This is a genomic window from Burkholderia sp. Bp8986 (assembly GCF_003854225.1).
Taxonomy (GTDB): Bacteria; Pseudomonadota; Gammaproteobacteria; order Burkholderiales; family Burkholderiaceae; genus Burkholderia.
Genome location: NZ_QTQM01000009.1, coordinates 106166 through 130998, shown reverse-complemented (window position 1 = coordinate 130998; position 24833 = coordinate 106166). Strand labels below are relative to the sequence as shown.

Here is a 24833-nt window from a genome sequence, read left to right as displayed (position 1 = left end):
GGCATCATGAGCGAACCGTTGCAACAACAGGATGCGGATACCGCGAAGTCCGAGGCCAACTACGTGGTGCCGGGCCTCGAACGCGGTTTGCGGATCCTCGCCGAATTCTCGCCGCGCGAGCCGGTGCTCGGCGCGCCGGAACTGTCCAAGCGCCTCGGCATTCCGCGCACGACGGTGTTCCGTCTGCTGCAGACGCTCGAATCGCTCGGCTTTCTCGAGCGTGCGGACAAGGATCGCAACTACAAGCTCGGCATCGCCGTGCTGCGGCTCGGCTTCGAATACCTGAGCTCGCTCGAGCTGACCGATCTCGGCCTGCCGGTGATCGAGAGCCTGCGCGATGCGACCGGCTTCACGACGCACATCGTGATCCGCGACGGCCGCGACGTGGTGTTCGTCGCGAAGGCGCAGAGCCAGTCGCCGGTGTTCAGCTCGATTCGCGTGAACGTCGGCACGCGGCTGCCCGCGCATGCGACGACCCACGGCCACGTGCTGATGGGCGACCTGTCGCTGAAGGAGTTGCGTGCGCTGTATCCGGAAGGCACGCTGAACCGGATGACGAGCGCGACGCCGGAAACGGTCGACGCGCTCTACGAAGTGATCCGGGAAGATGCGCTGCGCGGCTACGGCGTCAGCAATTCATCGTTCGAGCGCGGCATCTCGGTGGTCACGGCGCCGGTGCGCAACGACACGCAGAGGATCGTCGCATGCATCACGGTGACGGTGCCGCGGCCGGAGATCGACGCGGCGCTGATCGCCGACGGCCTGATCGACAAGGTGCAGCGCGCGGCGGCGGAACTGTCGCGGCGGCTCAATTACCGCTCGGATGACGAGCACACGTTTCTCAAGGCTTTAGGACTGCGATGATTCAGATCGATCTGACCGGGCAGGTGGCGGTGGTGACGGGCGGTTCGTCCGGCATCGGCCTCGCGACTGCCGAACGGTTCCTGCAGGCCGGCGCATCGGTCGCGATTTGCGGCCGCGACGGCGAGCGTCTCGCGCGCGCCGAGGCGATGCTCGGCGAGAAATATCCGGGCGCGCCGCTGCTCGCGGTGCGCTGCAACGTGCTCGACGAAGCCGACGTGGCCGCGTTCGCGCAGGCGGTGTCCGACCGCTTCGGCCGCGCCGACATGCTCGTCAACAACGCAGGCCAGGGCCGCGTGTCGACTTTCGCCGACACGACCGACGACGCGTGGCGCGAAGAGCTCGAACTGAAGTACTTCAGCATCATCCGTCCGACGCGCGCGTTCCTGCCGCTGTTGCGCGATGCGGCCGCGCCGACGATCACCTGCGTGAATTCGCTGCTCGCGCTGCAGCCGGAGCCGCACATGGTCGCGACGTCGTCGGCGCGGGCGGGCGTGCTGAGCCTCGTGAAGTCGCTCGCGACCGAACTCGCGCCGCAGCGCATCCGCGTGAACTCGATCCTGATCGGCATCGTCGAGTCGGGGCAGTGGCGCCGCCGCTACGAAGCGCAGGCGCCGGCCGGCGAAAGCTGGGAGGACTGGACGGGCGCGCTCGCCCGCAAGAAGAACATTCCGCTGAACCGCTTCGGCAAGCCCGACGAGGCAGCCTGGGCACTTTTTTATCTCGCAACGCATCTGTCGTCCTACACGACGGGCAGCCATATCGACGTTTCTGGAGGCTTTGCACGCCATGTCTAAAAAAACCACGGTTGGCGAGCTGATTGCCGCCTTTCTCGAGCAGTGCGACGTCAAAACCGCATTCGGTGTCATCTCGATCCACAACATGCCGATCCTCGACGCGATCAACTCGCGCGGCAACATCCGGTATGTCGGCGCGCGCGGTGAAGCGGGCGCGGTGAACATGGCCGACGGGCTGGCCCGCGTGTCGGGCGGCCTCGGTGTCGCGTTCACGAGCACCGGCACGGCGGCGGGCAACGCGGCCGGCGCGATGGTCGAGGCACTGACGGCCGGCACGGCACTGCTGCACATCACGGGGCAGATCGAGACGCCGTACCTCGACCAGGATCTGGCGTACATCCACGAAGCGCCGGACCAGCTCACGATGCTCGATGCGATCTCGAAGGCCGCGTTCCGCGTGCGCACGGTCGAGACCGTGCTGCCGACGATCCGCGAAGCCGTGCGCATCGCGCAGACGGCGCCGACGGGCCCCGTGTCGGTCGAGATCCCGATCGACATCCAGGCCGCTGAAATCGAATGGCCGGAAGATCTCGCGCCGGCGCACGTCGCGGTGCGCGAGCACGATGACGCACGCGTCGCGAAGCTCGCCGACGCGCTGGCGGCCAAGCGCCGTCCGCTGCTGTGGCTCGGCGGCGGCGCGCGTCATGCGCGTGCGGAAGTCGAACGCCTGGTGAAGCTCGGCTTCGGCGTCGTGACGAGCGTGCAGGGCCGCGGCGTGCTGCCCGAGGATCACCCGGCGACGCTCGGCGCGTTCAACGTGCATTCGGCGGTCGAAGCGTTCTACAAGACCTGCGACGCGCTCGTCGTGGTCGGCTCGCGCCTGCGCGGCAACGAGACGCTGAAGTACAAGCTCGCGCTGCCGCAGCCGCTGTTCCGCGTCGACGCCGATGCACTCGCCGACAACCGCGGCTATCGCAACGAGCTGTTCGTGCACGGCGATTCGAAGCGCGTGCTGGCCGAGCTGGCCGACCGCCTCGAAGGCCGCCTGTCGGTCGATCCGCAGTTCGCGGGCGATCTCGCGGCGGCGCGCGAAGCGGCCGTCGCGAGCGTGGCGGAAGGCCTCGGGCCGTACAAGCAGCTGGTCGATACGCTGCAGGGCGCGGTGGGCCGCGACTACAACTGGGTGCGCGACGTGACGATCTCGAACAGCACGTGGGGCAACCGCCTGCTGAAGATCTTCGAACCGCGCGCGGGCGTGCATGCGCTCGGCGGCGGCATCGGCCAGGGCATCCAGATGGGCATCGGCGCGGCGCTGGCCGGCTCGGCGGCGAAGACGGTCTGCCTGGTCGGCGACGGCGGCCTGATGGTCAACGTCGGCGAGCTCGTGACGGCCGTGCAGGAAAACGCGAACGTGATGATCGTGCTGATGAACGACCAGTGCTACGGCGTGATCCGCAACATCCAGGACGCGCACTACGGCGGCCGCCGCTGCTTCGTGCAGCTGCACCAGCCGGATTTCGCGCAGTTCTGCGCGAGCTTCGGCCTCACGCACTACCGGATCACGTCGCTCGACCAGGCGGAAGCGATCGTGCGCGAAGGGATCGCGAAGGAAGGGCCGGTGATGGTCGAAGTCGACATGCTGTCGGTCGGCTCGTTCGCATCGCAGTTCGCGGGCCCGCCGGTGAAGAAGGAAGAGACGCCGTCGGAGCGCCAGTATGCATAACGGCCAGCGACACGGGCATGCGCCCGTCGACGTCGCGATGATCGGCTTCGGCGCGATCGGTGCCGCCGTGTATCACGCGGTCGAGCACGATGCGTCGTTGCGCGTCGCGCACGTGATCGTGCCCGAGCATCAGCGCGACGCGGTGCAGCGCGAGCTCGGCGGTGCGGTGGAGGTCGTGTCGTCGGTCGACGCGCTGGCTCGTCGCCCCGAGTTCGCGCTCGAATGCGCGGGTCACAGCGCGCTCGTCGATCACGTCGTGCCGTTGCTGAAGGCCGGCACCGACTGCGCGGTCGCCTCGATCGGCGCGCTGTCCGACCTCGCGCTGCTCGACGTGCTGTCGCAGGCGGCCGACGAGGGCGGCACGACGGTGACGCTGCTGTCCGGCGCGATCGGCGGGATCGACGCGCTGGCGTCCGCGAAGCAGGGCGGCCTCGACGAAGTGCTGTACGTTGGCCGCAAGCCGCCGCTCGGCTGGCTCGGCACGCCCGCCGAGGAGCTCTGCGACTTGCGTGCGATGACCGGGGAAAAGGTGATCTTCGAAGGCAGTGCGCGCGACGCCGCGCGCCTGTATCCGAAGAACGCGAACGTCGCGGCGACGGTCGCGCTCGCGGGCCTCGGCCTCGACGCGACGCACGTGCGCCTGATCGCCGATCCGGCGGTCGAACGCAACGTGCACCGCATCACCGCGCGCGGCGCGTTCGGCGAGATGTCGCTCGAAATGAGCGGCAAGCCGTTGCCCGACAACCCGAAGACGTCCGCGTTGACCGCGTACAGCGCGATCCGCGCGCTGCGCAACCGCGCGGCCCGCTGCGTGATCTGAGCAGGCAGACAACCCGGACAACCAGGCCGACGCGGCCATTCGGGCCATTGAACGGCCGCCGGCGCCACGGCGCGGGCGGCTGCGCAGAGACAGATTTGTGGGACTTGTGACATGACTCCATTCGATACGAGCCTCGTACCCAACGGCGATATCCTGATCGGCGGCGAGTGGCGGCGCGGCCGCGGCGCGCCTTACGCGAGCATCTATCCGGCCGACCAGTCGCTGAACATGGAAGTCTCGACGGCGAACGCGGAAGACGCGGCCGACGCCGTCGTGGCCGCCGACGCCGCGTGGCGGCGCGCCGACTGGGCCGGCCTCAAGCCGCACCAGCGCGCGCTGGTGCTGTACCGGATCGCCGACCTGATCATGCAGCGTCACGAGGCGCTCGCGAACCTGCAGCGCCGCGACAACGGCAAGCCGATCGGTGAGACGCGCGTGCTGGTGGCGAGTGCGGCCAACACGTTCCGCTATTTCGCGGCGTGCCTGGAAACGCTCGACGAAGAACTGACGCCGTCGCGCGGCGACTACCTGACGATGAGCGTGCACGAGCCGATCGGCGTGATCGCGGCGATCACGCCGTGGAATTCGCCGATCGCGTCCGACGCACAGAAGCTCGCGCCCGCGCTCGCCGGCGGCAACGCGGTGGTGCTCAAGCCGGCCGAGGTGACGCCGCTCGTGTCGCTCGCGCTGGCCCGCATCTGCGAGGAAGCCGGCGTGCCGAAGGGCGTGCTGAGTGTGCTGCCGGGCAAGGGCTCGGTGATCGGCGACGTGCTGGTGCGCCATCCGCTCGTGAAGAAGGTGTCGTTTACCGGCGGCACCGAAGTGGGCCGCGGCATCGCGCGCATCGCGGCGGAAAAGCTGATGCCCGTATCGCTCGAACTCGGCGGCAAGTCGCCGACGATCGTATGCGACGACGCGGATCTCGATCACGCGGTGAACGGCGTGCTGTACGGCATCTTCAGCTCGTCGGGCGAAGCGTGCATCGCGGGTTCGCGGCTGTTCGTGCAGCGCTCGGTATACGACGAGTTCATGAAGCGCCTGGTCGCGGGCGCACGCAAGCTGCGCGTGGGCGACCCGACGCGGCCCGACACGCAGATGGGCCCGCTGATCACCGCGAAGCATCGTGAATCGGTGGAACGCTACGTCGCGCTCGGGCTGGAGGAAGGCGGCCGCCTGCTGTGCGGCGGCGAACGGCCGTCGGGCGACGGGCGCGAGGACGGCTTCTTCTACCAGCCGACGATTCTCGAAGGCTTGCCGAACAGCGCGCGCATCTGCCAGGAGGAAATCTTCGGGCCGGTGCTGGTCGCGATGCCGTTCGACGACGAAGCGTCGCTGATCGCGCAGGCGAACGACAGCGTGTTCGGCCTCGCCGCCGGCATCTGGACCCGCGACTACAAGCGCGCATGGCGCATCGCGCGGGCGCTGGAGACGGGCACCGTCTGGATCAACACGTACAAGCTGTTTTCGATCTCCACGCCGTTCTCGGGCTGGAAGGAGAGCGGGATGGGCCGCGAGAAGGGCCGTCTCGGCATCCGCGAGTACATGCAGCAGAAGAGCCTCTACTGGGGCTTGAACGACGCGCCGCTGCCGTGGGCGAACTGAGCGAAGGGGAATGACGCAATGAGCATCTTGGGTATCGAGCAGATCACGTACGGTGTCGACGACCTCGCGACGTGCCGGCGCTTCTTTGCCGACTGGGGCCTGAAGGAAGTCGCGCACGACGACACGCGCGCACGTTTCGAAACGCTGAACGGCTGCACCGTGCTGGTCGTGAAGGCCGACGATCCGTCGCTGCCGCCCGCGTTCGAAGCGGGCCCGACGCTGCGCGAAGTCACGTGGGGCGTCGCGACGCAGCAGGAAGTCGACGCACTGCGCACGAAGCTGGCCGGCCAGCCCGGCTATTACACGCAGGACGATGCGGTCGGCTGCATCGATCCGAACGGGATGGCGATCCGCATCGAGGTGACGCGCAAGCGCGCACTCGACATCACCGGCTCGCCGTCGAACGTGTGGGGCCGGACGGCTCGGGTCGACCAGCCGAGCCCGATCTATGCGCGCGCCGAGCCGGTCGAGGTCGGCCACGTCGTGTTCTTCACGAACTGCCTCGACGCGCAGGAGAAGTTCTATCACGAGCTGCTCGGCTTCGAGACGTCGGACCGCTATCCGGGCCGCGGCGCGTTCATGCGCTGCGCGCCGCACGGCGGCCACCACGACCTGTTCCTGCTCGCGTTGCCCAATGGCAAGCGCGGCCTGAACCACGTCGCGTTCACCGTGCGCGACATCCACGAAGTGTTCGGCGGCGGCATGCACATCGACCGCTGCGGCTGGGAAACGCAGCTCGGCCCGGGGCGTCATCCGGTGTCGTCCGCGTATTTCTGGTACTTCCAGAACCCGGCCGGCGCGCTGATCGAGTACTACGCGGACGAAGACGTGCTGACGCCCGAATGGCAGCCGCGCGAATTCGAACCGGGCCCGACCGTGTTCGCCGAATGGGCCGTCGACGGCGGCCTCGACGGCAACACGCGCCGGCAGAAGAATGCGAAGGCGCCGGAAGGCAAGTTCATGACGGAGCGCAAATCATGAGCGCAACGAACTCGCAGGAACCGGCCGCGCCTCGCACGGTCGTCGTGATCGGCGGCGGCCAGGCCGCCGGCTGGGTGCTGAAGACGCTGCGCGCGGAGGGCTTCGCGGGCCGTCTCGTGATGATCGCCGACGAGCCGCACCTGCCGTACGAGCGTCCGCCGCTGTCGAAGGCCGTGCTGGCCGGTGACGCGGACATCGAGACCGTGCGCGTCGTGCGCCCGGACGAATTCGCCGCGCTGAACGTCGAGGCATGGCAGCCGGAACGCGCGGTGTCGATCGACCGTGCGCGCCGCGTGGTGAAAATCGAAAGCGGTCTCGAAGTCGAATACGACCGCCTCGTGATCGCGACCGGCGGCACGTCGCGTCGCTTGCCTGACTCGATCGTCAGGACCCCGAACCTGCATTACCTGCGTACGCTCGACGAAGCGGCCGCGCTCGGCGAGAAGCTGCGCGCGAGCCGGCGTGTGCTCGTGATCGGCGGCGGCTGGATCGGCCTGGAGGTCGCGGCGACCGCGCGCAAGCTCGGCGTCGAAGCGGTGGTCGTCGAAGGCGCGCCGCGGCTGTGCGGCCGCTCGGTGCCGCAGGTCGTGTCGGACTTCCTGCTCGACCTGCATCGCGCGAACGGTGTCGACGTGCGCCTCGGCGCGGCGCTCGCATCGCTCGACGCGCAGCCGGACGACGCATCGAAGGTGCGCGCGACGCTTGCGGACGGCACGACGATCGACGCCGATTTCGCGGTGGCCGGCATCGGCCTTGCGCTGAATGCGACACTCGCGAGCGACGCGGGCCTCGCAGTCGACGACGGCATCGTGGTCGACGAATTCGGCGCGACCAGCGATCCGGCGATCTTCGCGTGCGGCGACGTCGCGAACCATCACAACGGCTGGCTGAAGCGGCGCGTGCGGCTCGAATCGTGGGCGAACGCGCAGAACCAGGCGATCGCGGCCGCGAAGGCCGTGCTCGGCGTGCGCGCGCCGTACGCCGAGATTCCGTGGTTCTGGTCCGATCAATACGACGTGAACCTGCAGATCCTCGGCGATCTGCCGGCCGATGCGCAGCTCGTCGTGCGCGGCGATCTCGCCGCGCGACGTGCGACGCTGTTTTTCGTGGGCGACGGACATGTGAGAGGTGTCATCGCCATCAACAACGCGCGCGAGCTCAAGCTCGCACGCAAGTGGATGAACCAGGGCCGGGCAGTGAACACGGAAGCCCTGGCGGACACGACCCAAGCGCTTGCCTGACCGGCGAAACCGGTACAAAGACCCAGGAGACACCCCGCATGAGCACTTTCGACAACGTCGTGGCCGGCAGGGCCACGATGGAAGCTGCCGCCTCCACGCCCGGCGCGATCATCGCGCGGCTCGAGCGGCTTCCGGCCAACGCGATGCAGATCCGCGCGCGCGTGCTGATCGGCACCGCGACGTTCTTCGACGGCTTCGACGTGATCACGATCGCGGCGACGCTGCCGCTGCTGATTCACAAGTGGGGGCTGTCGCCGACGCAGATCGGCATGCTGATCGCGTCCGGCGCGATCGGCCAGCTGATCGGCGCATTCCTGTTTCCCGCGCTCGCGGAGAAGCATGGCCGCGTGAAGGCGATCGCGTGGAGTTCCGCGGTGATCGGCATCACCAGCATCGCGTGCGGCTTCGCGCCGACGTTCGAGGTGTTCGTGCTGCTGCGGATCCTGCAGGGGCTCGGCCTCGGCGGCGAGCTGCCGGTCGCGGCCACGTACATCAACGAAATCACGCGCGCGCACGGCCGCGGCCGCTTCGTGCTGCTGTACGAAATCGTGTTCCCGATCGGCCTGCTGGTATCGATGGCGCTCGGCGCGTGGCTCGTGCCGCGGTTCGGCTGGGAGATCATGTATTTCGTCGGCGGGCTGCCGCTGATTCTCGCGCTGGTGCTCACGCGTCTGGTGCCGGAATCGCCGCGCTGGCTCGCGTCGCGCGGGCGGCTCCCGGAAGCCGGGCGCGCGGTCGGCGTGTTCGAAGCGTCGGTGCGCGGCGAACTGCCGCCGGTCACGCAGGTGGCCGCGTACGACGAGATGGTGCGCCAGCACCCGAAGCGCCGGATGAGCGACCTGTTCAGTGCCGCGTATCGCAAGCGCACGCTCGCGGTGGCGACGCTGTGGGCGACCTGCGGGTTCATCCAGTACGGGCTGTCCACGTGGCTGCCGACGATCTACAAGAACTTCTATCACGCGCCGCTGCAGCTCGCGCTGAATCTCGCGGTGATCGGCTCGGTGATGGGCGTGCTCGGTTCGCTCGCGTCCGCGCTGCTGGTCGACAAGCTCGGCCGCAAGCCGGTGATCGTGTGGTCGTTCGTGCTGTGCGCGCTGTCGCTGGCGTTCGCGGGCATCTACCACGCGTCGTCGGTGTACGTCGTCGCGACCTTTTGCTCGCTGTCGCTGGGGCTGATGGCATCGGGCTTCATCACCGCGTACGTCTATACGCCGGAACAGTATCCGACGAGCATCCGCGCGTCGGGCTGCGGGCTCGGCAGCGCGTGGCTGAAGATCGCGTCGTTCGCGGCGCCGATGATCGTGCCGCACGCGATCATCGGCGGCAATCTCGCGCCGGCGTTCTACCTGATCGGCATCGTGCCGCTGATCGCCGCCGTGACCGTTCATTTCGTCGGGATCGAGACGAAGGGGAAGGTGCTCGAAGCGCTCGAGGCATAAGCGCGGCGCGTGGCAAAGGCGATGTGGAAGGCCCGGACGATGTGTCCGGGCTTTTTTCGTTTCGGGCAGCGGATCGTGCGTGCCGGACAGCGCGAACGCACGCGATGGCCGGCCTCCGGATAGCGTGTTCTAATTCATGCTTGCGTTTTTTCCCCGGCCGCCGCGATGCCCTTGTTCGAACCCGTCACGCTGCATACGTCCCGACTCGTCCTGCGTCCGCTTCGCGACACGGACGCTCACGCGTTCTTCGACCTCTGGTCCGATGCGCAGGCGATGCGCTATGCGTCGTTCGCGCCGCTCACGGATTGGCGGCAGGCCGCCGAGCGCGTCGCGCGCAACCTCGCAACGACCGCCAGCGGCCAGGATCTCGTCTGCGTGCTCGAAGCCCGGGACACCGGCGACGTGCTCGGCGAATGCGTGCTGTTTCATGCGCACGAGCAATGCCGGCGCGCGGAAATCGGTTTCAGCCTGCGGCGCCGCTACTGGCGCGGCGGCTATATGCGCGAGGCCGCGTCGGCGGTCATCGACCACGCGTTCGGCACGCTGCGCCTGAACCGCATCGAGGCCGACATCGATCCGCGCAACGTCGCATCCGCCGCGCTGCTCGAACGGCTTGGGTTCGTCAGGGAAGGCGTGCTGCGCGAACGCTGGATCGTCGGCGACGAGGTGTCGGACAGCGCGCTGTACGGGTTGCTCGCGCGCGATCGTCGCGGGTGATGCGGGTGATGCGGCGTGTCCGGTGCGAACGAATGACGCATCGGCATCGTTCCCGTAGTCGCGACGCAGGCGCGGCGGCCGATCCGGCTGGCGGCTTGCCGGATTGCCGTGTCGAACGTACGCTTTGCCTACCCCCGACTCCATCAGCAGGTTACCGCCCATGCAAGCCCATCCTCTGCGTCTTTCCCCCGGCGACGATCTGCGCGCGTCGATCGAGCAGGCGCTGCGTCGACTCGACGCGCATGCAGCATTCGTGATCCAGGGCATCGGCAGCCTGAACGTCGCGCAGCTGCGCTATGCCGGCGTCGCTGCGCCGACCGAGCTGCGCGGCGATCTCGAGATCCTGACGCTTGCCGGCTCGGTCTCGCCGGACGGCGCGCACCTGCACATGGCGGTGTCCGACGCGCATGGCCGCGTCTCGGGCGGCCACGTCGCGAGCGGCTGCGTGGTGCGCACGACCGCCGAGATCCTGCTCGTATCGTTGGCCGCGCATCGTTTTTCCCGCGAGCACGATGCGCTCACCGGGTTCAACGAGCTGGTGGTTCGTCCGGCGAAAGACTGAGATCGCGCGGGCCGAGCCGTTCACGATCGTGCGTCCATCGCAACGACGCACGACCGGCGGCGATGTCAACGGACCGTCTTGCCGACCACATGGCGCCGGCAATGTTCGAGATACGCCTCTTCGTGCGCGGCCATCAGTTCGATGATGCTTCGCCACAGCCATGACGGCGCGTCGGCCGTCTTCGGGTGCTGGCGCCGCAACTCGCCGCACCACGCGCGTTGCGTCGCGTGGTCCATCTGCGCGGCATGCGCGTTGCCGATCACCAGCGCCAGATAGCGCGCGACTTTGACCGCATCGGCCTCCGACATCCGTTCCGCGTCCAGTTTCAGATCCTGCGGCATCAATTCGCGTATGACGACGGGACATCCGTCGAGGCGTGCCGCGCACATCCGGCTGCCCAGCATCGGCGATACGTGCCGCGCGCCTTCGAGCACCCGTTGCGCGGGATCGCGTGGCATGCGCACGCCGGGATCCTTCGGGGCCTTCGCCGCCGCGGCCTCCTTGATGTCGATCAGATACGGCGGATGGCCGTCGGAACACGCGTCGTCGATATCGAGCATGACCGCGAAGCGGCGCCGTCCGAGCGAGCTGCATCCCTTTACCCAGAAGGCGGCGTCGAGCACCTTCATCCTCGCGTCGCGGTGTGGCGCGCGGCTGAGCGCCGCGCCGATCGGCGAATCCGGGGTGGATTCGAACAGCGCGTGGATGGCGCTCCGCTCGCGCTCGGACAGCGGCCAGAAGCGTTTGCCGAGCGGAATGCGCGGCGTCACGTTCTGGATCGTCTGCCGGTCGAGCTTGCGCCACGATCGGTGCAGCGCCGCCTTCATCGCGATCTTGATCGCGGTTGGGCGTTGCAGGTGACTGGTCTCGGCGCGGTGCCGGCTGTCGAACGCCTGCTCGTATCCGGCGATGAGCGCTTCGACCATCCGCCACGTGATGATCCCGGGCAGATCGGAGCTGCGCGCCGCGGTCGCGAGCGAGAAGCCGAGACGCAGCAGGTCGTGTACGGGATTGCCGATCACGCTCTGGTCGAGATCGCGGATCTGCACGGCAACCTCGCCCGTCTTCGCCGCGACGGGCCCCAGATTGCCGAGATGGCAGTCGCCGCCGATCCACACCGCGGGGCCGTCGGGCAGGGTGCCGGAGCGATGGTCCGCGAGCCATGCGTAGAAGCGCTCGGCGCTGCCGCGCGTATACGTGTGTATCGAGCGCGCCATCTTGCCGCTGCGCAGGCGCGCGAGAATCTGCGCGCGCTGGTCGCTGGACGGCAGCCGTGCCGATCCCGGTGCTTTCTTCGCCACGATGCGTTCTCCTTCTGTTCCGCGGCATGCGTTGCCGGTGCGTGTGCCGGCTCGCGTGACGCCGGTGTATCCGGTGCCGCGCCGGCCGGCGCGGCTCCACCTGCTCAGCCCGGCACGAACACGCCCAACGCCGCGACCGCCATCGCGAACGTCGCGAGCCAGCCGCCCCAGGCCAGCAGGCCGGTGATCGCGAACTTGCCCATGATGCGCGTGCTATGGGCCATCAGCATCATCACGACCATGATCGGCACGGCGGTCACGCCGTTGATGACCGCACTCCAGTAGAGCGCGCGGATCGGGTCGAAATGCATGAACGTGATCGCGACGCCGCCGATGATCGCCAGTGCGATGACCGCATAGAATTCGCGCGCGACGCCGAATTGCAGCGCGAGGCTGCTGCGCCAGCGGAAAGTGCCCGCGGCCGCATAGGCGGCTGACCCCGCGAGGACCGGCAGCGCCAGCAAGCCGGTGCCGATGATTCCGAGCGCGAACAGCACGTACGCGAAGTGCCCGCCGATCGGCTCGAGCGCCCGCGCGGCATCCGCCGACGTCTTCACGTCGATGTGGTGCAGGTTCAGCGTGGCCGCGGCCGTCAGCGTGATGAAGAACGCGATGACGTTCGACACGCCCATCCCGACCCACGTATCGAAGTTGATCCGGCGCAACTGCGCGGGGGCCTGGTGAGGCGCGTGCCGCAACGACTGCTGGTTCGGCACCGCGCGCAGTTCCTCGACTTCCTGCGATGCCTGCCAGAAGAACAGGTACGGGCTGATCGTGGTGCCGAGCACGGCGATGACCGTGGTCAGGTAGGCGGCGGACAGCTGGACGCGCGGCAACACGAGCGCACGGCCGACCTCGCCCCACGGGACGGGCACGATGAGCGCCACGGCGACGTAGGCGAGCAGGACCAGCGCGGTCCATTTGAGCAGGCGCGCGTAGCGGTCGTACGGCACGAGGATCTGCAGCAGGGCCGATGCGCCGCCGAGGCACACGACGTAGAGTTCTTGCGGGCCGTGCAGCAGGAGCTTGACCGCTGCGCCCATCGCCGACAGGTCGGCCGCGATGTTGATCACGTTCGCGACGATCAGCAGCACGACGGTGACGTAGAGCAGCCACGGCGGATAGTGCGTGCGCATGTTCGACGCGAGGCCCTTGCCCGTCACGCGGCCGATGCGCGCGCTGACCAGCTGGATCGCCGTCATCAGCGGATACGTCAGCAAGAGCGCCCACAGCAATTCGAAGCCGAACTGCGCGCCCGCCTGCGAGTACGTGCCGATGCCGGACGGATCGTCGTCCGCGGCACCGGTGACGAGGCCCGGCCCGAGGCGGCGGAGCCACGTTGCGGCACGCGGACGCTGCTCCGCGGAATCGAGGGGCTCGTTGTCGTTCATGATCGCGACTCGTGGGGAGGGGGCAATCGAGTCGCAATTGGCATGCCCAGGAGGAAGGGGCGGCTGGGGCGGGCGGGTTACGGGATGCGGCCGCCAGACGCGGTGCAACCGAACGCAACTTGACGCGATGGAAAACCGGCTCGGCTAACGGGCGGGAAGCGGCGGTACGAAAGGGAGCGCACGACGTGCTCGCGTGCTCGTGACGGGGGAACCCGGTAGGAGAAGCGATGGACGGTGCCGAGCGATTCGCGCAAGTCGCTATCGCTGCGACGTGCGTGACGTGTCGCGGCGAACGCTCATCGGTCGCCGCGATCTTCGGATGGTTGGCGTATTCGTACTGCCGCTACCGGCGAGCCAATGCCGCCGGTGGCAAGCGAAAGAACCTCGGAAGGCGCCACGGATCACAGTTGGCGCCCAGGCGCCGCGACACGCATGCGACCGGCGCGGCGCCCGGTCGGCCTCAACGGGCCGCCACCGCGACGTCCTGATTACCGCGCCCGGACACGAGGCAGCTCGACATGAACGCTTCGCTCTGGCTGTCGGCCGCCGCGCTGCCGAAGCCCTTGCCGAGCGCGGCGTATTTCACCTGCTCGGCGCCCTGCGAGCAGGCGGTCGGGCTGGCATCGCGGCCTTGCGCGTGCAGCAGTGCGCGATCGCCGATCAGATAGACCAGCAGCGCGAAAAAAGCGATGTGTACGACTCGTCTCATGGTTCGTCTCCTCGTCGCTCAAGCGTAACGCGGAGACGATTCTCGAAGCACTTGGGGCTTCCCCCGGTAAACGTCTGCAGAAATGACGATGAGCCCGGCTGATCGCGTCCCGTTTTTACCGTGCGGACGACGAAAAGGCACGTTGGCCGCACGCGCCGCCGCGCGATTGACGCGAGCTTGACGAATGTCAGACGGCGGGCAGGGCGAGACGGTCGTGCCGGCGGTCAGAGCGATAGCATGAATGCATGTTTCAACGGAACGCGATGCGCGGCAGGCGATGGGCGCCGCGGCTCCGAACGCAGCGGGTACGTATTGAACATCGCTATCGAATTAGTGAGGAATCCAAATGCTTAACGTATCGTCCGTCCTGATCAGTCTCGCGCCGATGTGGGCGATTCTGCTGGTTGCATCGTCAGCCGCGACCTATCTCGTGTTCTGGCGCAAGGTCATCAAGTAAGCGGCGAGCGCCGCACCGCGTGCCGCTCATCTGACCGCCGTCACCGGCACGTTCGAAATCCGCACGAGGCGGCCCATCACGCTGCGACCGAACATCGACAGCATCTGATGAAACGGATCGTGCCGCGGCGCGACCACGACGATTTCGTCGCAGCCCGTCTCGGCCGCAACGGCCGCGATCGTGTCGGCCACCGGCCCGACCTTCTTCACGACGCTGTATCGGACGCCGGCTTCCCGCAGCACCCGCTCGGCCGTCGCCAGATCGTCGCACGCGAACTGGTCCTCGATCGAGCGCAGTCGCGACAGCGAGTGAAATGCCTCGAGCCGCGTCGCTTCGAGCGGCGGCTGGACGTTGATCAGCACGATTTCCGACGCGCAGCGTTCGCGATACAGGAAGGTCGCATGGCGGACCGCCTGCAGCGAACGCGGCGAATGGCCGACCGGAACCAGCAGTTTGAGCATGGGAGATGCTCCGGAATCGAGATGTTTGCAGCGTAGCGCGGCGCCGGATCGCCCGACCTAAAGAGATCGGGCGGCCGCGTAAAAATGTCGTCAACGTCCGGCGCGCCTATTAGAAATATAAGAAATTTAAGTTTATGCGCATAAACGTTTTCACTGACCGGCCGCGCGGTGGCCCGGGGCGGGCCGTCGAGTGGCGCACCACGCCGATTTAGTCGGATCCTCAATGAATCGCGGCGGAAAATATCGGAGGTCGGCGATCCGGCCTCGCGTAGAGTAGTGCATCGGCCGCGGCGCGGCCTTCTCCCGGGCTGTCCAGGCCGTTCGGGACGGACCGCCGCCACGCTGCGGCCCGCCATTCCATTCCGATTCCAGGAGACCTCGCATGCCGCATGGCGCCCCGCAGCTTCTCGCACCCGCTTCCATCACCGTCGACCCGATCGTGCGCCTGTCGGCCGGCGAACTCGCGTCGGCGATCCGCGGCAAGGCGGTCTCGTGCGTCGAGACGATGCGTGCGTATCTCGATCACATCGAGCGCGTGAACGGCGCGGTGAACGCGTTGATTTCGCTGCGCGATCGCGCCACGCTGCTCGCCGAAGCGGCGGAAAAGGACGCGGCACTCGCCCGCGGCGAGTACCACGGCTGGCTGCACGGAATGCCGCAGGCGCCGAAGGATCTCGCGATGACGAAAGGGCTGCGCACGACCTACGGCTCGCCGATCTTCCGCGATCACGTGCCGCAGGCCGATTCGGTCGGCGTCGGCCGGATGCGCGCGGCGGGCGCGATCTTCATCGGCAAGACCAACACGCCGGAGTTCGGCCTCGGCTCGCATACGTTCAACGAAATCCACGGCGCGACGCGCAATCCGTACGACCTGACGAAGAGCGCGGGCGGCAGCAGCGGCGGCACGGCGGCGGCGCTGGCCGCGCGCATGCTGCCGGTCGCGGACGGCAGCGACTTCGGTGGCTCGCTGCGCAATCCGGCCGCGTTCTGCAACATCTACGGCTTGCGTCCGTCGCAGGGCCGCGTGCCGCGCTGGCCAGGCGTCGACGTGTTCATGCAGCAGCTCGGCATCGAGGGGCCGATGGGCCGCACGGTCGGCGACGTCGCGCAGCTGCTCGCGATCCAGGCCGGCTACGACCCGAACGATCCGCTGTCGCTCGCGGAAGATCCGGCCGTGTTCGCGAAGCCGCTCGACACGGACCTGCGCGGCAAGCGCATCGCGTGGGTCGGCGACTGGAACGGCTATCTCGCGACCGAGCCGGGCGTGCTCGCGCAGTGCGAACAGGGCCTAGCGACGCTGCGCGAGATCGGCTGCGACGTCGATGCCGCGCTGCCGGCGTTCGCACCGGAGCGCATCTGGCGGCTGTGGCTCGCGCATCGGCACCTGCTGTCCGGCGGCGGGCTGCTCGCGCACTATCGCGACCCGGCACGGCGTGCGCTGCTGAAGCCCGAGGCGATCTACGAGGTCGAAGGGCTGCTCGCGATGCAGGGGGCCGAGGTGTTCGACGCGAGCGTCGAGCGCACCGCGTGGCACCAGGCCGTGCTGGGCTTCTTCGATCGCTACGACTTCATCGCCGCGCCGACCGCGCAGGTGTTCCCGTTCGACGTCGAGCAGCGCTGGCCGAAGGAAATCGCGGGCCGCGCGATGGATACCTACCACCGCTGGATGGAAACGGTCGTGCCGTGGACGCTGGCCGGCTGCCCGGTGATCAGCGTGCCGGTGGGCTTCAACGATGCGGGGTTGCCGATGGGGATGCAGCTGATCGGCCGGCCGCGCGCGGATCTCGCCGTGCTGCAGCTCGCGCGCGGCTACGAGCAGGCGGCCGACTGGGTCGGCCGGCGGCTGCCGGGCTGGATGGCTGCGTAATGCGACGGCCGGCGGGCCCGTGACACACGCCGAACGCAAGTGACGAACCGGGCGGCCGCGTGCCGCCCGGTTCGTTTCCACACCTCGAAACGCGCTGGCTAATCCTGCCATTGGTGCGCCGGGCATCACGCTGTCGCACAACAGCGCCGGCCGACACCGGCGCAGCGCCGGCGCATACCGGGCGTCGCCGGGATTGCCGCGATGCAGGAACGAATCGCGGCGCCAGCCCTATATCGCGCGGCAAATCCGGATGAATCCGCGCGCCGGGCGACGGTCGTGCCGGGCGATTTCGTATCGATGTGTTTCAGTCGTTGCGGCGGCGCGCGGCGCGCTTCGACAATATCGGCCTCAAACATATTCGGGCACGAGGGAAACACATGAAGCACATTCGCGCGACGGGCAAGCACCTGGCATCGGCGGGCATCGCCTTCGGCATCATGCTCGGCGTGAACGGCACCGCCCGTGCACAACTCGACCTCCAGTCGATCGGCTCGGCGCTGCTCGGCGGCGGGCAACAGCAGGCCGCACCCGCGCAGGGCGGCGTCGCGCAGTTGATGCAGGCGTACGTCGGCGCGAACCAGCAGGTGCTGGTCGGGCAGTCGTCGCTCGCGTCGGCGATGGGGCTCACCGGCGCGGCCGGTCAGGCGCAGCAGGCCGCCGGCCTGCTCGGCGGCGGCAATGCGCTGACGCCGGCCGCGCTGTCGCAGATGGGCGGCGCGCAGCAGTCGGTGTCGCAGGCGCTCGGCCAGGCGTTCGCGAGCGGCGGGGCGTCGCACGGCCCGATCGACAAGCAGGCGTTCAGCAACGGTCTGGCATCGCTCGGCCAGGGTCTGACGCAGTACTCGCAGCTGCAGTCGGGGCTCGGTAATCTCGGTTCGACCAGCGCGGCATCGCTGCTGCAGTCGGGCCTGAATCCGCAGAACATGCAGGCCGCGTCGTATATCGCGCAAAGCGCGCCGGGCCAGTTGCAGTCGCTCGCGTCGACGCTCAGCCAGGCCGTGCAGTTCGCGACGAGCCAGGGCATTGCGGTGCCGTCGGTCGCGTCGTCCGCGCTGAAGCTGCTGCCGTAACGCGGCCGCACCCGCTGCGGCGCCGGCCGCGCGAGCGGCGATCCGGGATGGCCCCGCGCAACATGGGGATATCGCTCGATGCTATCGTGGCGTGTTCCCCGTTTCCGGTGCCGGTTCATGACTGACTCGTTCGACCTCTCGCGCTACTTCGCCCGCATCGGCTACGACGGCCCGGCCGAGCCGACGCTCGACGTGCTGCGACGGCTGCACCTGCTGCAGCCGCAGGCCATTCCGTTCGAAAACCTCAATCCGCTGACCGGCGCGCGCGTCGCGCTCGACCTGCCCGCGATCGTCGACAAGGTGGTCGGGCGCCGCCGCGGCGGCTACTGCTTCGAACTCAACAAGCTCTTCTACACCGCGCTCACGACGATCGGCTTTCGCGTGACGCCGCTGATCGCGCGCGTGCGCTGGATGCGGCCGCCCGAGCTCGTCACCGCGCAGACCCACATGCTGCTGCGCATCGATCTCGACGGCGCGGCGTGGCTCGCCGACATCGGCTTCGGCAGCGCGACGCTCACCGCGCCGCTGCGCTTCGTGCCGGGCGAGCGGCAGCTGACGCCGCATGGGGCGTTTCGCGTCGTCGACGCGCCGGTCGACGGCGAATTCGACATGCAGTTCCAGATCCCCGACGGCTGGCAGACGACCTACCGCTTTTCGCTGAAGCCGGCCGAGTGGATCGATTACGACGCCGCGAACTGGTTCACGTCGACCTATCCCGAGTCGATCTTCGTCAACGACCTGATCGCCTGCCGCGTGCTGCCGGACGGCCGCGCGGCGCTGTTCAACACCGTGCTGACGCTGCGCGACGCGGCGGGCGCGGGGCGCACCGTCACGTTCGACGACGCGGCCGCGTGGGGCGCGTGCCTGCGCGACACGATCGGCATCGATACGACCGGCTTCGACCTCGACGCGTTGTTCGCGCGGGTGGCGGCGCGGGCGAACACGATGTAATGCGTCGCGGGCCGCGACATGAGCGTACGCAATCCCGACGGCCGTGCGTGGCGCCTGCGGGCGCCGCACCAGCCGCGCGCATGAGGACGAGACGATGACCGACCTTCATCCGGACGCCCCTGACAGCACCGCCGCGCGCGTCGCGCTGTGGCGCGCGCTGCACGTCGAGCTCGATGCGCCGCCGCACGTGCTCGTGGACGAAATCGGACTGCGCCTGCTCGCGCCGGCGCCCGGCTGGCAGCAGCGCGGCGACATGGATCCGCAGTTCACGCGGCCGTTTCGCGCGTCGATCGTCGCGCGGGCGCGCTTCATCGAGGATCTCGTCGTCGAGCAGGCCGCGCGGGGCGTGAGCCAGTACGTGATCCTCGGCGCGGGCCTCGACAGCTTCGCGCAGCGCCGGCCCGAGATGGCGTCGCGCCTGACCGTCTTCGAGGTCGATCCGCCCGCGCCGCAGGCGTGGAAGCGCCGCCGGCTGACCGAGCTCGGCTTCGGCGTGCCGGACTGGCTGCGGTTCGTGCCGGTCGATTTCGAAGCGAAGCAGTCGTGGCGCGACGCGCTCGTGCGCGCGGGCTTCGATGCAGGCAAGCCGGCGGTCGTCGTGTCCACCGGCGTCAGCATGTACCTGACGCGCGACGCGAACGCGGCGGCGCTGCGCGAAGTCGCGTCGCTCGCGCCGGGCTCGACGTTCGCGATGACGTTCCTGCTGCCGCTCGAGCATGCCGATCCGGACGTGCGCCCGGGGCTCGAAATGGCCGCGAAGGGCGCGCGCGCGAGCGGCACGCCGTTCATCAGCTTCTTCATGCCGGCGGAGATTCGTGCGCTCGCGACCGGGGCCGGCTTCGCGCGGGCCGAGCATGTGTCGGCCGCGGATCTCGCGCGCCGCTACTTCGCCGATCGGACCGACGGCCTGCGCCCGCCGGACAACGCGGAAGAGCTGCTGGTCGCGACGGTGTGACGTCGCGACCTTCCATCACGCGCGTTCGAGCACGGCCATCTCGCGCACGATCACGAGCAGCACCGCGAGGCTCGCGCCGCCCGAGGCGCGCAGGTCGGCGAGCAGGTGCTCGTAGCGTTGCAGCGCGGCTTCGCGGCGTTCGCGCCACGCGTGGACGATCGTCTCGGGCGCCGTCGAGTCGGCCGATTCCGCGAGCGCGCTGGTGGCGAGCGTGCGCTTGAGCCGCGCGACTTCCGCGAGCGCGGCCGCGCGCGCCAGCATGTCCCAGTGCGTCGGGGTCGGCAGCGAGGCCGCGCGTTCGCCGATCCACCCGTAGTTCAACAGCGTGCCGAGCGAGAAGTAGACGCCCGCGACCAGCTCGAGGCTGCGATCGCAGGTCGCGGCCACTTCGGCGATGTCGAGCAGCGCGGCCGAGATGTCGCCGCTCGCGACGCGTACCGCGAGCGCGCTCTCGACGCCGGCTTCGACCAGCGCGCGCTGCCGCTCGGACAGCGCCTCCAGATCGGCGGTTGGCAGCAACGACGGCAATTGCGGCGCGATGCGCTGCACCGCGTCGCGGCACCGCGCGATCAGGCCGGCGACGCCGCCGTCGGCCACCGTGCCCGACTGCAACTGCCGCAGGAACCACAGCGCCGCGCGCTCCAGCAGCCGCGCGACGTCGACGAACATGCGCGCCTGCACGTCGTCGGCGACGCGGTTGTCGAGTGCGTCGATGTCGCGCCACACCGCATCGAGATCGAACACGTCGCGCGCCATGATGCAGGCGCGCACGATGTCGCCCGGCTTCGCGTCGGTTTCCTCCATCAGCCGGTGCACGAACGCGCAGCCGACCCGGTTGACGAGCGCGTTGGTCAGGTGCGTCGCGAGAATCTCGCGGCGCAGCGGGTGGCGCTGCATCGGTTCGCTGAAGCGCTGTTGCAGCGGCTTCGGGAAATAGTCGACGAGCATCGCGGCGACGAGCGGATCCTCGGGCACGTCGGATTCGAGCAGCGCGTCGTACAGCCACATCTTGCTGTACGCGAGCAGCACCGCACGCTCAGGCGACGTGAGGCCCTGTTTCGCGGCCTGCCGTTCGGCGATCTCGTCGTCGGTCGGCAGGAACTCGATCACGCGGTTCAGGCGGCCCGCGCGTTCGAGCCAGCGCATCAGGCGCGCCTCGGCGTCGAGCAGCTCGACGCCGTAGCGGCCCGCGATCGACAGCGCCTGCGTCTGGTAGTAGTTGTCGCGCAGCACGAGCAGCCCGACTTCGTCGGTCATTTCCGCGAGCAGCGCGTTGCGCTGCTTCTCGGTCATCTCGCCGTCGCCGACGACGAGCCCGAGCAGGATCTTGATGTTGACTTCGTGATCCGAACAATCGACGCCGGCCGAGTTGTCGATCGCGTCGGTGTTGATACGCCCGCCGCGCTGCGCGAACTCGATGCGGCCGAACTGCGTGCAGCCGAGGTTGCCGCCTTCGCCGACGACCTTGCAGCGCAGGTCCGCGCCGTTCACGCGTACCGCGTCGTTCGCGCGATCGCCGACCTGCTGGTGGGTTTCGCGCGCGGCCTTCACGTAGGTGCCGATGCCGCCGTTGTACAGCAGGTCGACCGGCGCCTGCAGGATCGCGCGGATCAGCTCGGTCGGCGGCAGCGCCTGCGCGTCGATGCCGAGCGCGGCCTGCACGGCCGGCGACAGCGGGATCGTCTTCGCGGTGCGCGGGTAGACGCCGCCGCCCGCCGAAATCACCGACGTGTCGTAGTCGGCCCAGCTCGAGCGTTCGAGCGCGAACATCCGCTGGCGCTCCGCGAAGCTCGTCGCCGGGTCGGGGTTCGGGTCGAGGAACACGTGGCGATGATCGAACGCCGCGACGAGCCGGATATGCGGCGACAGCAGCATCCCGTTGCCGAACACGTCGCCCGACATGTCGCCGACGCCGACCACCGTGAAGTCGGTCGTCTGCGTATCGATGCCCATCTCGCGGAAGTGCCGCTTCACCGATTCCCACGCGCCGCGCGCGGTGATCGCCATCTTCTTGTGGTCGTAGCCGACCGAGCCGCCGGACGCGAACGCGTCGTCGAGCCAGAAACCGTATTCGTGCGAGATCGCGTTCGCGTAGTCGGAGAAGGTGGCCGTGCCCTTGTCGGCCGCGACGACGAGATACGGATCGTCGGCGTCGTGGCGCACCACGTCGGGCGGCGGCACGATCGCGTTGCCGGCGAGATTGTCGGTCAGGTCGAGCAGGCCGCGCAGGAAGGTCTGATAGCACGCGATGCCTTCGCGCATCCATGCTTCGCGATCGCTCGGCGGCGGCGGGTTCTTCACGACGAAGCCGCCTTTGGAGCCGACCGGCACGATCACGACGTTCTTCACCATCTGCGCCTTCATCAGCCCGAGCACCTCGGTGCGGAAATCCTCGCGACGGTCGGACCAGCGCAGCCCGCCGCGCGCGACGCGCCCGCCGCGCAGGTGCACGCCCTCGACGCGCGGCGAGTACACCCAGATCTCGAACATCGGCTTCGGCTCGGGCAGGCCGGGCACCTTCGCCGGATTGAACTTGAACGACAGGTACGGCTTCGATTCGCCGTTCGCGTCGTGCAGGAAATAGTTGGTGCGCTCGGTCGCGTTGATCACGCCGAGAAACTGGCGCAGGATCCGGTCCTCGTCGAGGTTCGGCACCTGGTCGAGCGCCGTCTCGATCGCCTTCAGCAGGCGTTCGGCCTGCACGTCGCGCGTGCCGCCCGTGGCCGGGTCGAAGCGCACCAGGAACAGCTCGACGAGCTGCCTTGCGATCGCCGGGTTGCCGGTCAGCGCGCGCTCGATATAGGCGTCGCTGAACGTCGAGCCGACCTGTCGCAGGTATTTCGCATACGCGCGCAGGATCGTGACTTCGCGCGCGCTCAGGTGCGCGCGCAGCACGAGGCGGTTGAAGTCGTCGTTCTCGATCCGGCCGCTCCAGATCCGGTCGAACGCATCCTCGAACAGGCCCTTCACACGCTCGATGTCGAACTCGGTATCGTCGGCGAGTTCGAGGCCGAAGTCGTGCACCCAGGCGGGTGCGGCATCCTGCGTCTGGATCCGGTACGGCCGCTCCTCGTCGACGCGCACGCCGAGATGCTCGAGCATCGGCAGGCTGCGCGACAGCGCGATCGGGTCGCCCGCGCGATACACCTTGAAGCGGAACGCGCGCGCGTCGGCCTCGATCGGGCGGTACAGGTTCATCGCCAGCTGGCCCGACGCCTTCACGCGTTCGATCAACTCGATGTCGCGCACGGCCGTGCGCGCCGGATAGTCGTCGCGATAGCCGGCCGGGAACGAGTCCGCATAGTGCTGCAGCAGGCGGTTGCCTTGTTCTTCGCCGAACGCGTCGAGCAGCGCGTCGGCGAGATCGTCCTGCCAGCGGCGTGCCACCTGCACGAGCCGCGTTTCGAGCTCGCGCGTGTCGACGTCGGGCATCGTGCCCGGTTCCGCATGGACGACGAAATGAATCCGCGCGATCGCCGATTCCGACAGCAGCGGCGTGAACTCGACGTTCACGCCGTTGTACGCATCGACGAGCAGCTTCGCGATGCGGCGGCGCAGGTCGGTGTTGTACTTGTCGCGCGGCACGAACGCGAGGCACGACACGAAGCGGTCGAAACGGTCGCGCCGTACGAACAGGCGCGTGCGCTGGTGTTCCTGCAGGCGCAGGATGCCCAACGCGATGTCGTAAAGCTGGTCTTCGTCGGCCTGGAACAGTTCGTCGCGCGGATAGGTTTCGAGCACCGTCACCAGCGACTTGCCGAGATGCCCCTTCGGCAGGAAGCCCGCGCGCCGCACGATGTTCGCGCATTTGCGGCGCACGATCGGTATCTCGGTGTACGAACCGAAATAGGACGTCGACGTGTAGAGTCCGATGAAGCGCCGTTCGCCGGTCACCTTGCCGTCGGCGCCGACGAGTTTCACGCCGACGTAGTCGAGATAGCCGGGCCGGTGCACGGTCGCGCGCGAGTTCGCTTTCGTCAGGAAGATCGGCCAGGGGCCGGTGATGATCTCGGCGGCGGCCGGCGGCAGCGGCGTCACGTCCGGCGCGCCGGGTGCGCGCAGCGATTCGCGCAGCAGGCCGCAGCCGGAGCCTTCGACGCCGCGCAGGCCGAAACCCGTGCCGTCCGACACGAGTGCGTAGTCGCGCTGGCCGAGGAAGGTGAAGTGGTCGGCGACCATCCATTCGAGGAACGCGCGCGCCTCGATGTCTTCCGCGGTGGATTCGCGGGCCTTCATGTCCTTGATCGTCGCGCGCGCGATGTCGACGATCTTCGGCCAGTCCTCCACCGATGCGCGCACGTCGCCGAGCACGCGCGCGATGTCGTTGCGCAGCGTGTTGAGCAGCGCGGCGTCGCCGCAGCGGTCGACTTCGAAGTGGATGAACGACGCGAGTTGCGACTGGCCGTCGCCGGCCGTCGCGCCGCCGGCGTCGACGCGCTCGATCGCGCCGTCGCCGCCGCGCCAGATGCGGAACACCGGGTGCAGCGCCGAGTGCAGCGCGAGCCCGAGGCGGTTGACGGCCATCGTCACCGAGTCGACGAGGAACGGCATGTCGTCGTTGACGATCTCGATCACCGTGTGGTCGGAGTGCCAGCCGTGCTGTTCGAGGATCGGGTTGTACACGCGCAGCCGCTCGCTGCCGGGCACGAATTTCTGGGCGGTCTGCCAGTGCGCCATCGCGGCGCCGTAGAGGTCGGCGATGCCGCGATTCTGCAGATCATCGGCGTCGACGAAATCGTAGTAATGACGCAGGAACGGTTCGACGATCCGGAACGTGGCTTCGGGCAGGCGTCCGCGCGCGAATTCGACGACATCGGAGAGCAGGTGTGCGACGACTTCTTCGTTCTTCGCTTCCATGGCGGTCTCCTGGTCGGGTGGCCATTGGCTGCTGCGTCTGTGCCGCATTATATGCGCCGATTGCGTGACAACGCGATGTGCGGGCGCACAACGCGGCGCAGGGAACGAAGGCCGCGTGCGACGCCGGTGGC

At 68.6% G+C, this 24833-nt stretch carries 19 protein-coding genes; 14 read left to right on the top strand and 5 right to left on the bottom strand.

Features of this window, described 5'->3' with window-relative positions:
- Nucleotides 1-6 precede the first annotated feature (6 nt).
- From DID99_RS11725 to DID99_RS11680, 10 genes are all read left to right on the top strand, one after another.
- On the top strand, nucleotides 7-864 hold the full coding sequence (locus tag DID99_RS11725) for an IclR family transcriptional regulator (protein ID WP_124488179.1): 858 nt from the start codon (nucleotides 7-9) through the stop codon (nucleotides 862-864).
- Complete coding sequence (locus tag DID99_RS11720) at nucleotides 861-1658, top strand: SDR family oxidoreductase (protein ID WP_124488178.1); 798 nt, start codon at nucleotides 861-863, stop codon at nucleotides 1656-1658. Before DID99_RS11725 ends, DID99_RS11720 begins: the two co-directional genes overlap by 4 nt.
- Entirely contained in the window at nucleotides 1651-3321 is a 1671-nt protein-coding gene (locus DID99_RS11715) for a thiamine pyrophosphate-binding protein (RefSeq protein WP_124666742.1), read from the top strand. The genes DID99_RS11720 and DID99_RS11715 overlap by 8 nt, the downstream gene beginning before the upstream one ends.
- Nucleotides 3314-4141, top strand: coding sequence for an aspartate dehydrogenase (locus DID99_RS11710; RefSeq protein WP_044843178.1), 828 nt, complete (start codon nucleotides 3314-3316; stop codon nucleotides 4139-4141). Before DID99_RS11715 ends, DID99_RS11710 begins: the two co-directional genes overlap by 8 nt.
- A 111-nt stretch (nucleotides 4142-4252) precedes the next feature.
- Nucleotides 4253-5743 (top strand): aldehyde dehydrogenase, encoded by a 1491-nt coding sequence (locus DID99_RS11705; protein ID WP_124488176.1) that lies wholly within the window; start codon nucleotides 4253-4255, stop codon nucleotides 5741-5743.
- 18 nt (nucleotides 5744-5761) lie between these two features.
- Nucleotides 5762-6724 (top strand): VOC family protein, encoded by a 963-nt coding sequence (locus DID99_RS11700; protein ID WP_124666741.1) that lies wholly within the window; start codon nucleotides 5762-5764, stop codon nucleotides 6722-6724.
- Nucleotides 6721-7965, top strand: coding sequence for an NAD(P)/FAD-dependent oxidoreductase (locus DID99_RS11695; protein WP_044843181.1), 1245 nt, complete (start codon nucleotides 6721-6723; stop codon nucleotides 7963-7965). The genes DID99_RS11700 and DID99_RS11695 overlap by 4 nt, the downstream gene beginning before the upstream one ends.
- Before the next feature lie 38 nt (nucleotides 7966-8003).
- Nucleotides 8004-9404: an MFS transporter gene (locus tag DID99_RS11690; RefSeq protein WP_044843182.1), complete on the top strand. Its 1401-nt coding sequence runs from the start codon at nucleotides 8004-8006 to the stop codon at nucleotides 9402-9404.
- 165 nt (nucleotides 9405-9569) lie between these two features.
- Nucleotides 9570-10121 carry a GNAT family N-acetyltransferase gene (locus DID99_RS11685; RefSeq protein WP_124666740.1) on the top strand — a complete coding sequence of 184 codons (552 nt, stop codon included), beginning with the start codon at nucleotides 9570-9572 and terminating at the stop codon, nucleotides 10119-10121.
- Nucleotides 10122-10281: 160 nt separating this feature from the next.
- Nucleotides 10282-10683 (top strand): PPC domain-containing DNA-binding protein, encoded by a 402-nt coding sequence (locus tag DID99_RS11680; RefSeq protein ID WP_124666739.1) that lies wholly within the window; start codon nucleotides 10282-10284, stop codon nucleotides 10681-10683.
- A gap of 65 nt (nucleotides 10684-10748) precedes the next feature.
- Here DID99_RS11680 and DID99_RS11675 read toward each other — a convergent pair whose 3' ends face one another.
- The 4 genes from DID99_RS11675 to DID99_RS11660 all read right to left on the bottom strand — a co-directional run bounded on the left by DID99_RS11675 (nucleotide 10749) and on the right by DID99_RS11660 (nucleotide 15002).
- A complete protein-coding gene (locus DID99_RS11675) occupies nucleotides 10749-11984 on the bottom strand; it encodes a DUF2252 family protein (protein WP_124666738.1) in 1236 nt (411 codons plus the stop codon).
- Between the two features lie 104 nt (nucleotides 11985-12088).
- The gene (locus tag DID99_RS11670; RefSeq protein ID WP_124646340.1) at nucleotides 12089-13375 is read right to left on the bottom strand and encodes an Nramp family divalent metal transporter; all 1287 of its coding nucleotides are present in this window, start codon (nucleotides 13373-13375) and stop codon (nucleotides 12089-12091) included.
- Between the two features lie 460 nt (nucleotides 13376-13835).
- Entirely contained in the window at nucleotides 13836-14084 is a 249-nt protein-coding gene (locus DID99_RS11665) for an adhesin (protein WP_124520772.1), read from the bottom strand.
- Nucleotides 14085-14567: 483 nt separating this feature from the next.
- Nucleotides 14568-15002, bottom strand: a complete 435-nt coding sequence (locus DID99_RS11660) for a universal stress protein (protein WP_124666737.1) — start codon at nucleotides 15000-15002, stop codon at nucleotides 14568-14570.
- 382 nt (nucleotides 15003-15384) lie between these two features.
- Between DID99_RS11660 and DID99_RS11655 the strand changes: the two genes are divergently transcribed.
- The 4 genes from DID99_RS11655 to DID99_RS11640 all read left to right on the top strand — a co-directional run bounded on the left by DID99_RS11655 (nucleotide 15385) and on the right by DID99_RS11640 (nucleotide 19845).
- Nucleotides 15385-16869 carry an amidase gene (locus tag DID99_RS11655; protein WP_124666736.1) on the top strand — a complete coding sequence of 495 codons (1485 nt, stop codon included), beginning with the start codon at nucleotides 15385-15387 and terminating at the stop codon, nucleotides 16867-16869.
- A gap of 377 nt (nucleotides 16870-17246) precedes the next feature.
- Nucleotides 17247-17939: a hypothetical protein gene (locus DID99_RS11650; RefSeq protein ID WP_124666735.1), complete on the top strand. Its 693-nt coding sequence runs from the start codon at nucleotides 17247-17249 to the stop codon at nucleotides 17937-17939.
- A gap of 117 nt (nucleotides 17940-18056) precedes the next feature.
- Nucleotides 18057-18890 (top strand): arylamine N-acetyltransferase, encoded by an 834-nt coding sequence (locus tag DID99_RS11645; RefSeq protein WP_124488167.1) that lies wholly within the window; start codon nucleotides 18057-18059, stop codon nucleotides 18888-18890.
- 94 nt (nucleotides 18891-18984) lie between these two features.
- On the top strand, nucleotides 18985-19845 hold the full coding sequence (locus tag DID99_RS11640) for a class I SAM-dependent methyltransferase (RefSeq protein ID WP_124666734.1): 861 nt from the start codon (nucleotides 18985-18987) through the stop codon (nucleotides 19843-19845).
- A gap of 15 nt (nucleotides 19846-19860) precedes the next feature.
- On the opposite strand, the gene DID99_RS11635 is transcribed toward DID99_RS11640, so the two are convergent.
- Entirely contained in the window at nucleotides 19861-24702 is a 4842-nt protein-coding gene (locus tag DID99_RS11635; protein WP_124666733.1) for an NAD-glutamate dehydrogenase, read from the bottom strand.
- Nucleotides 24703-24833 lie beyond the last annotated feature (131 nt).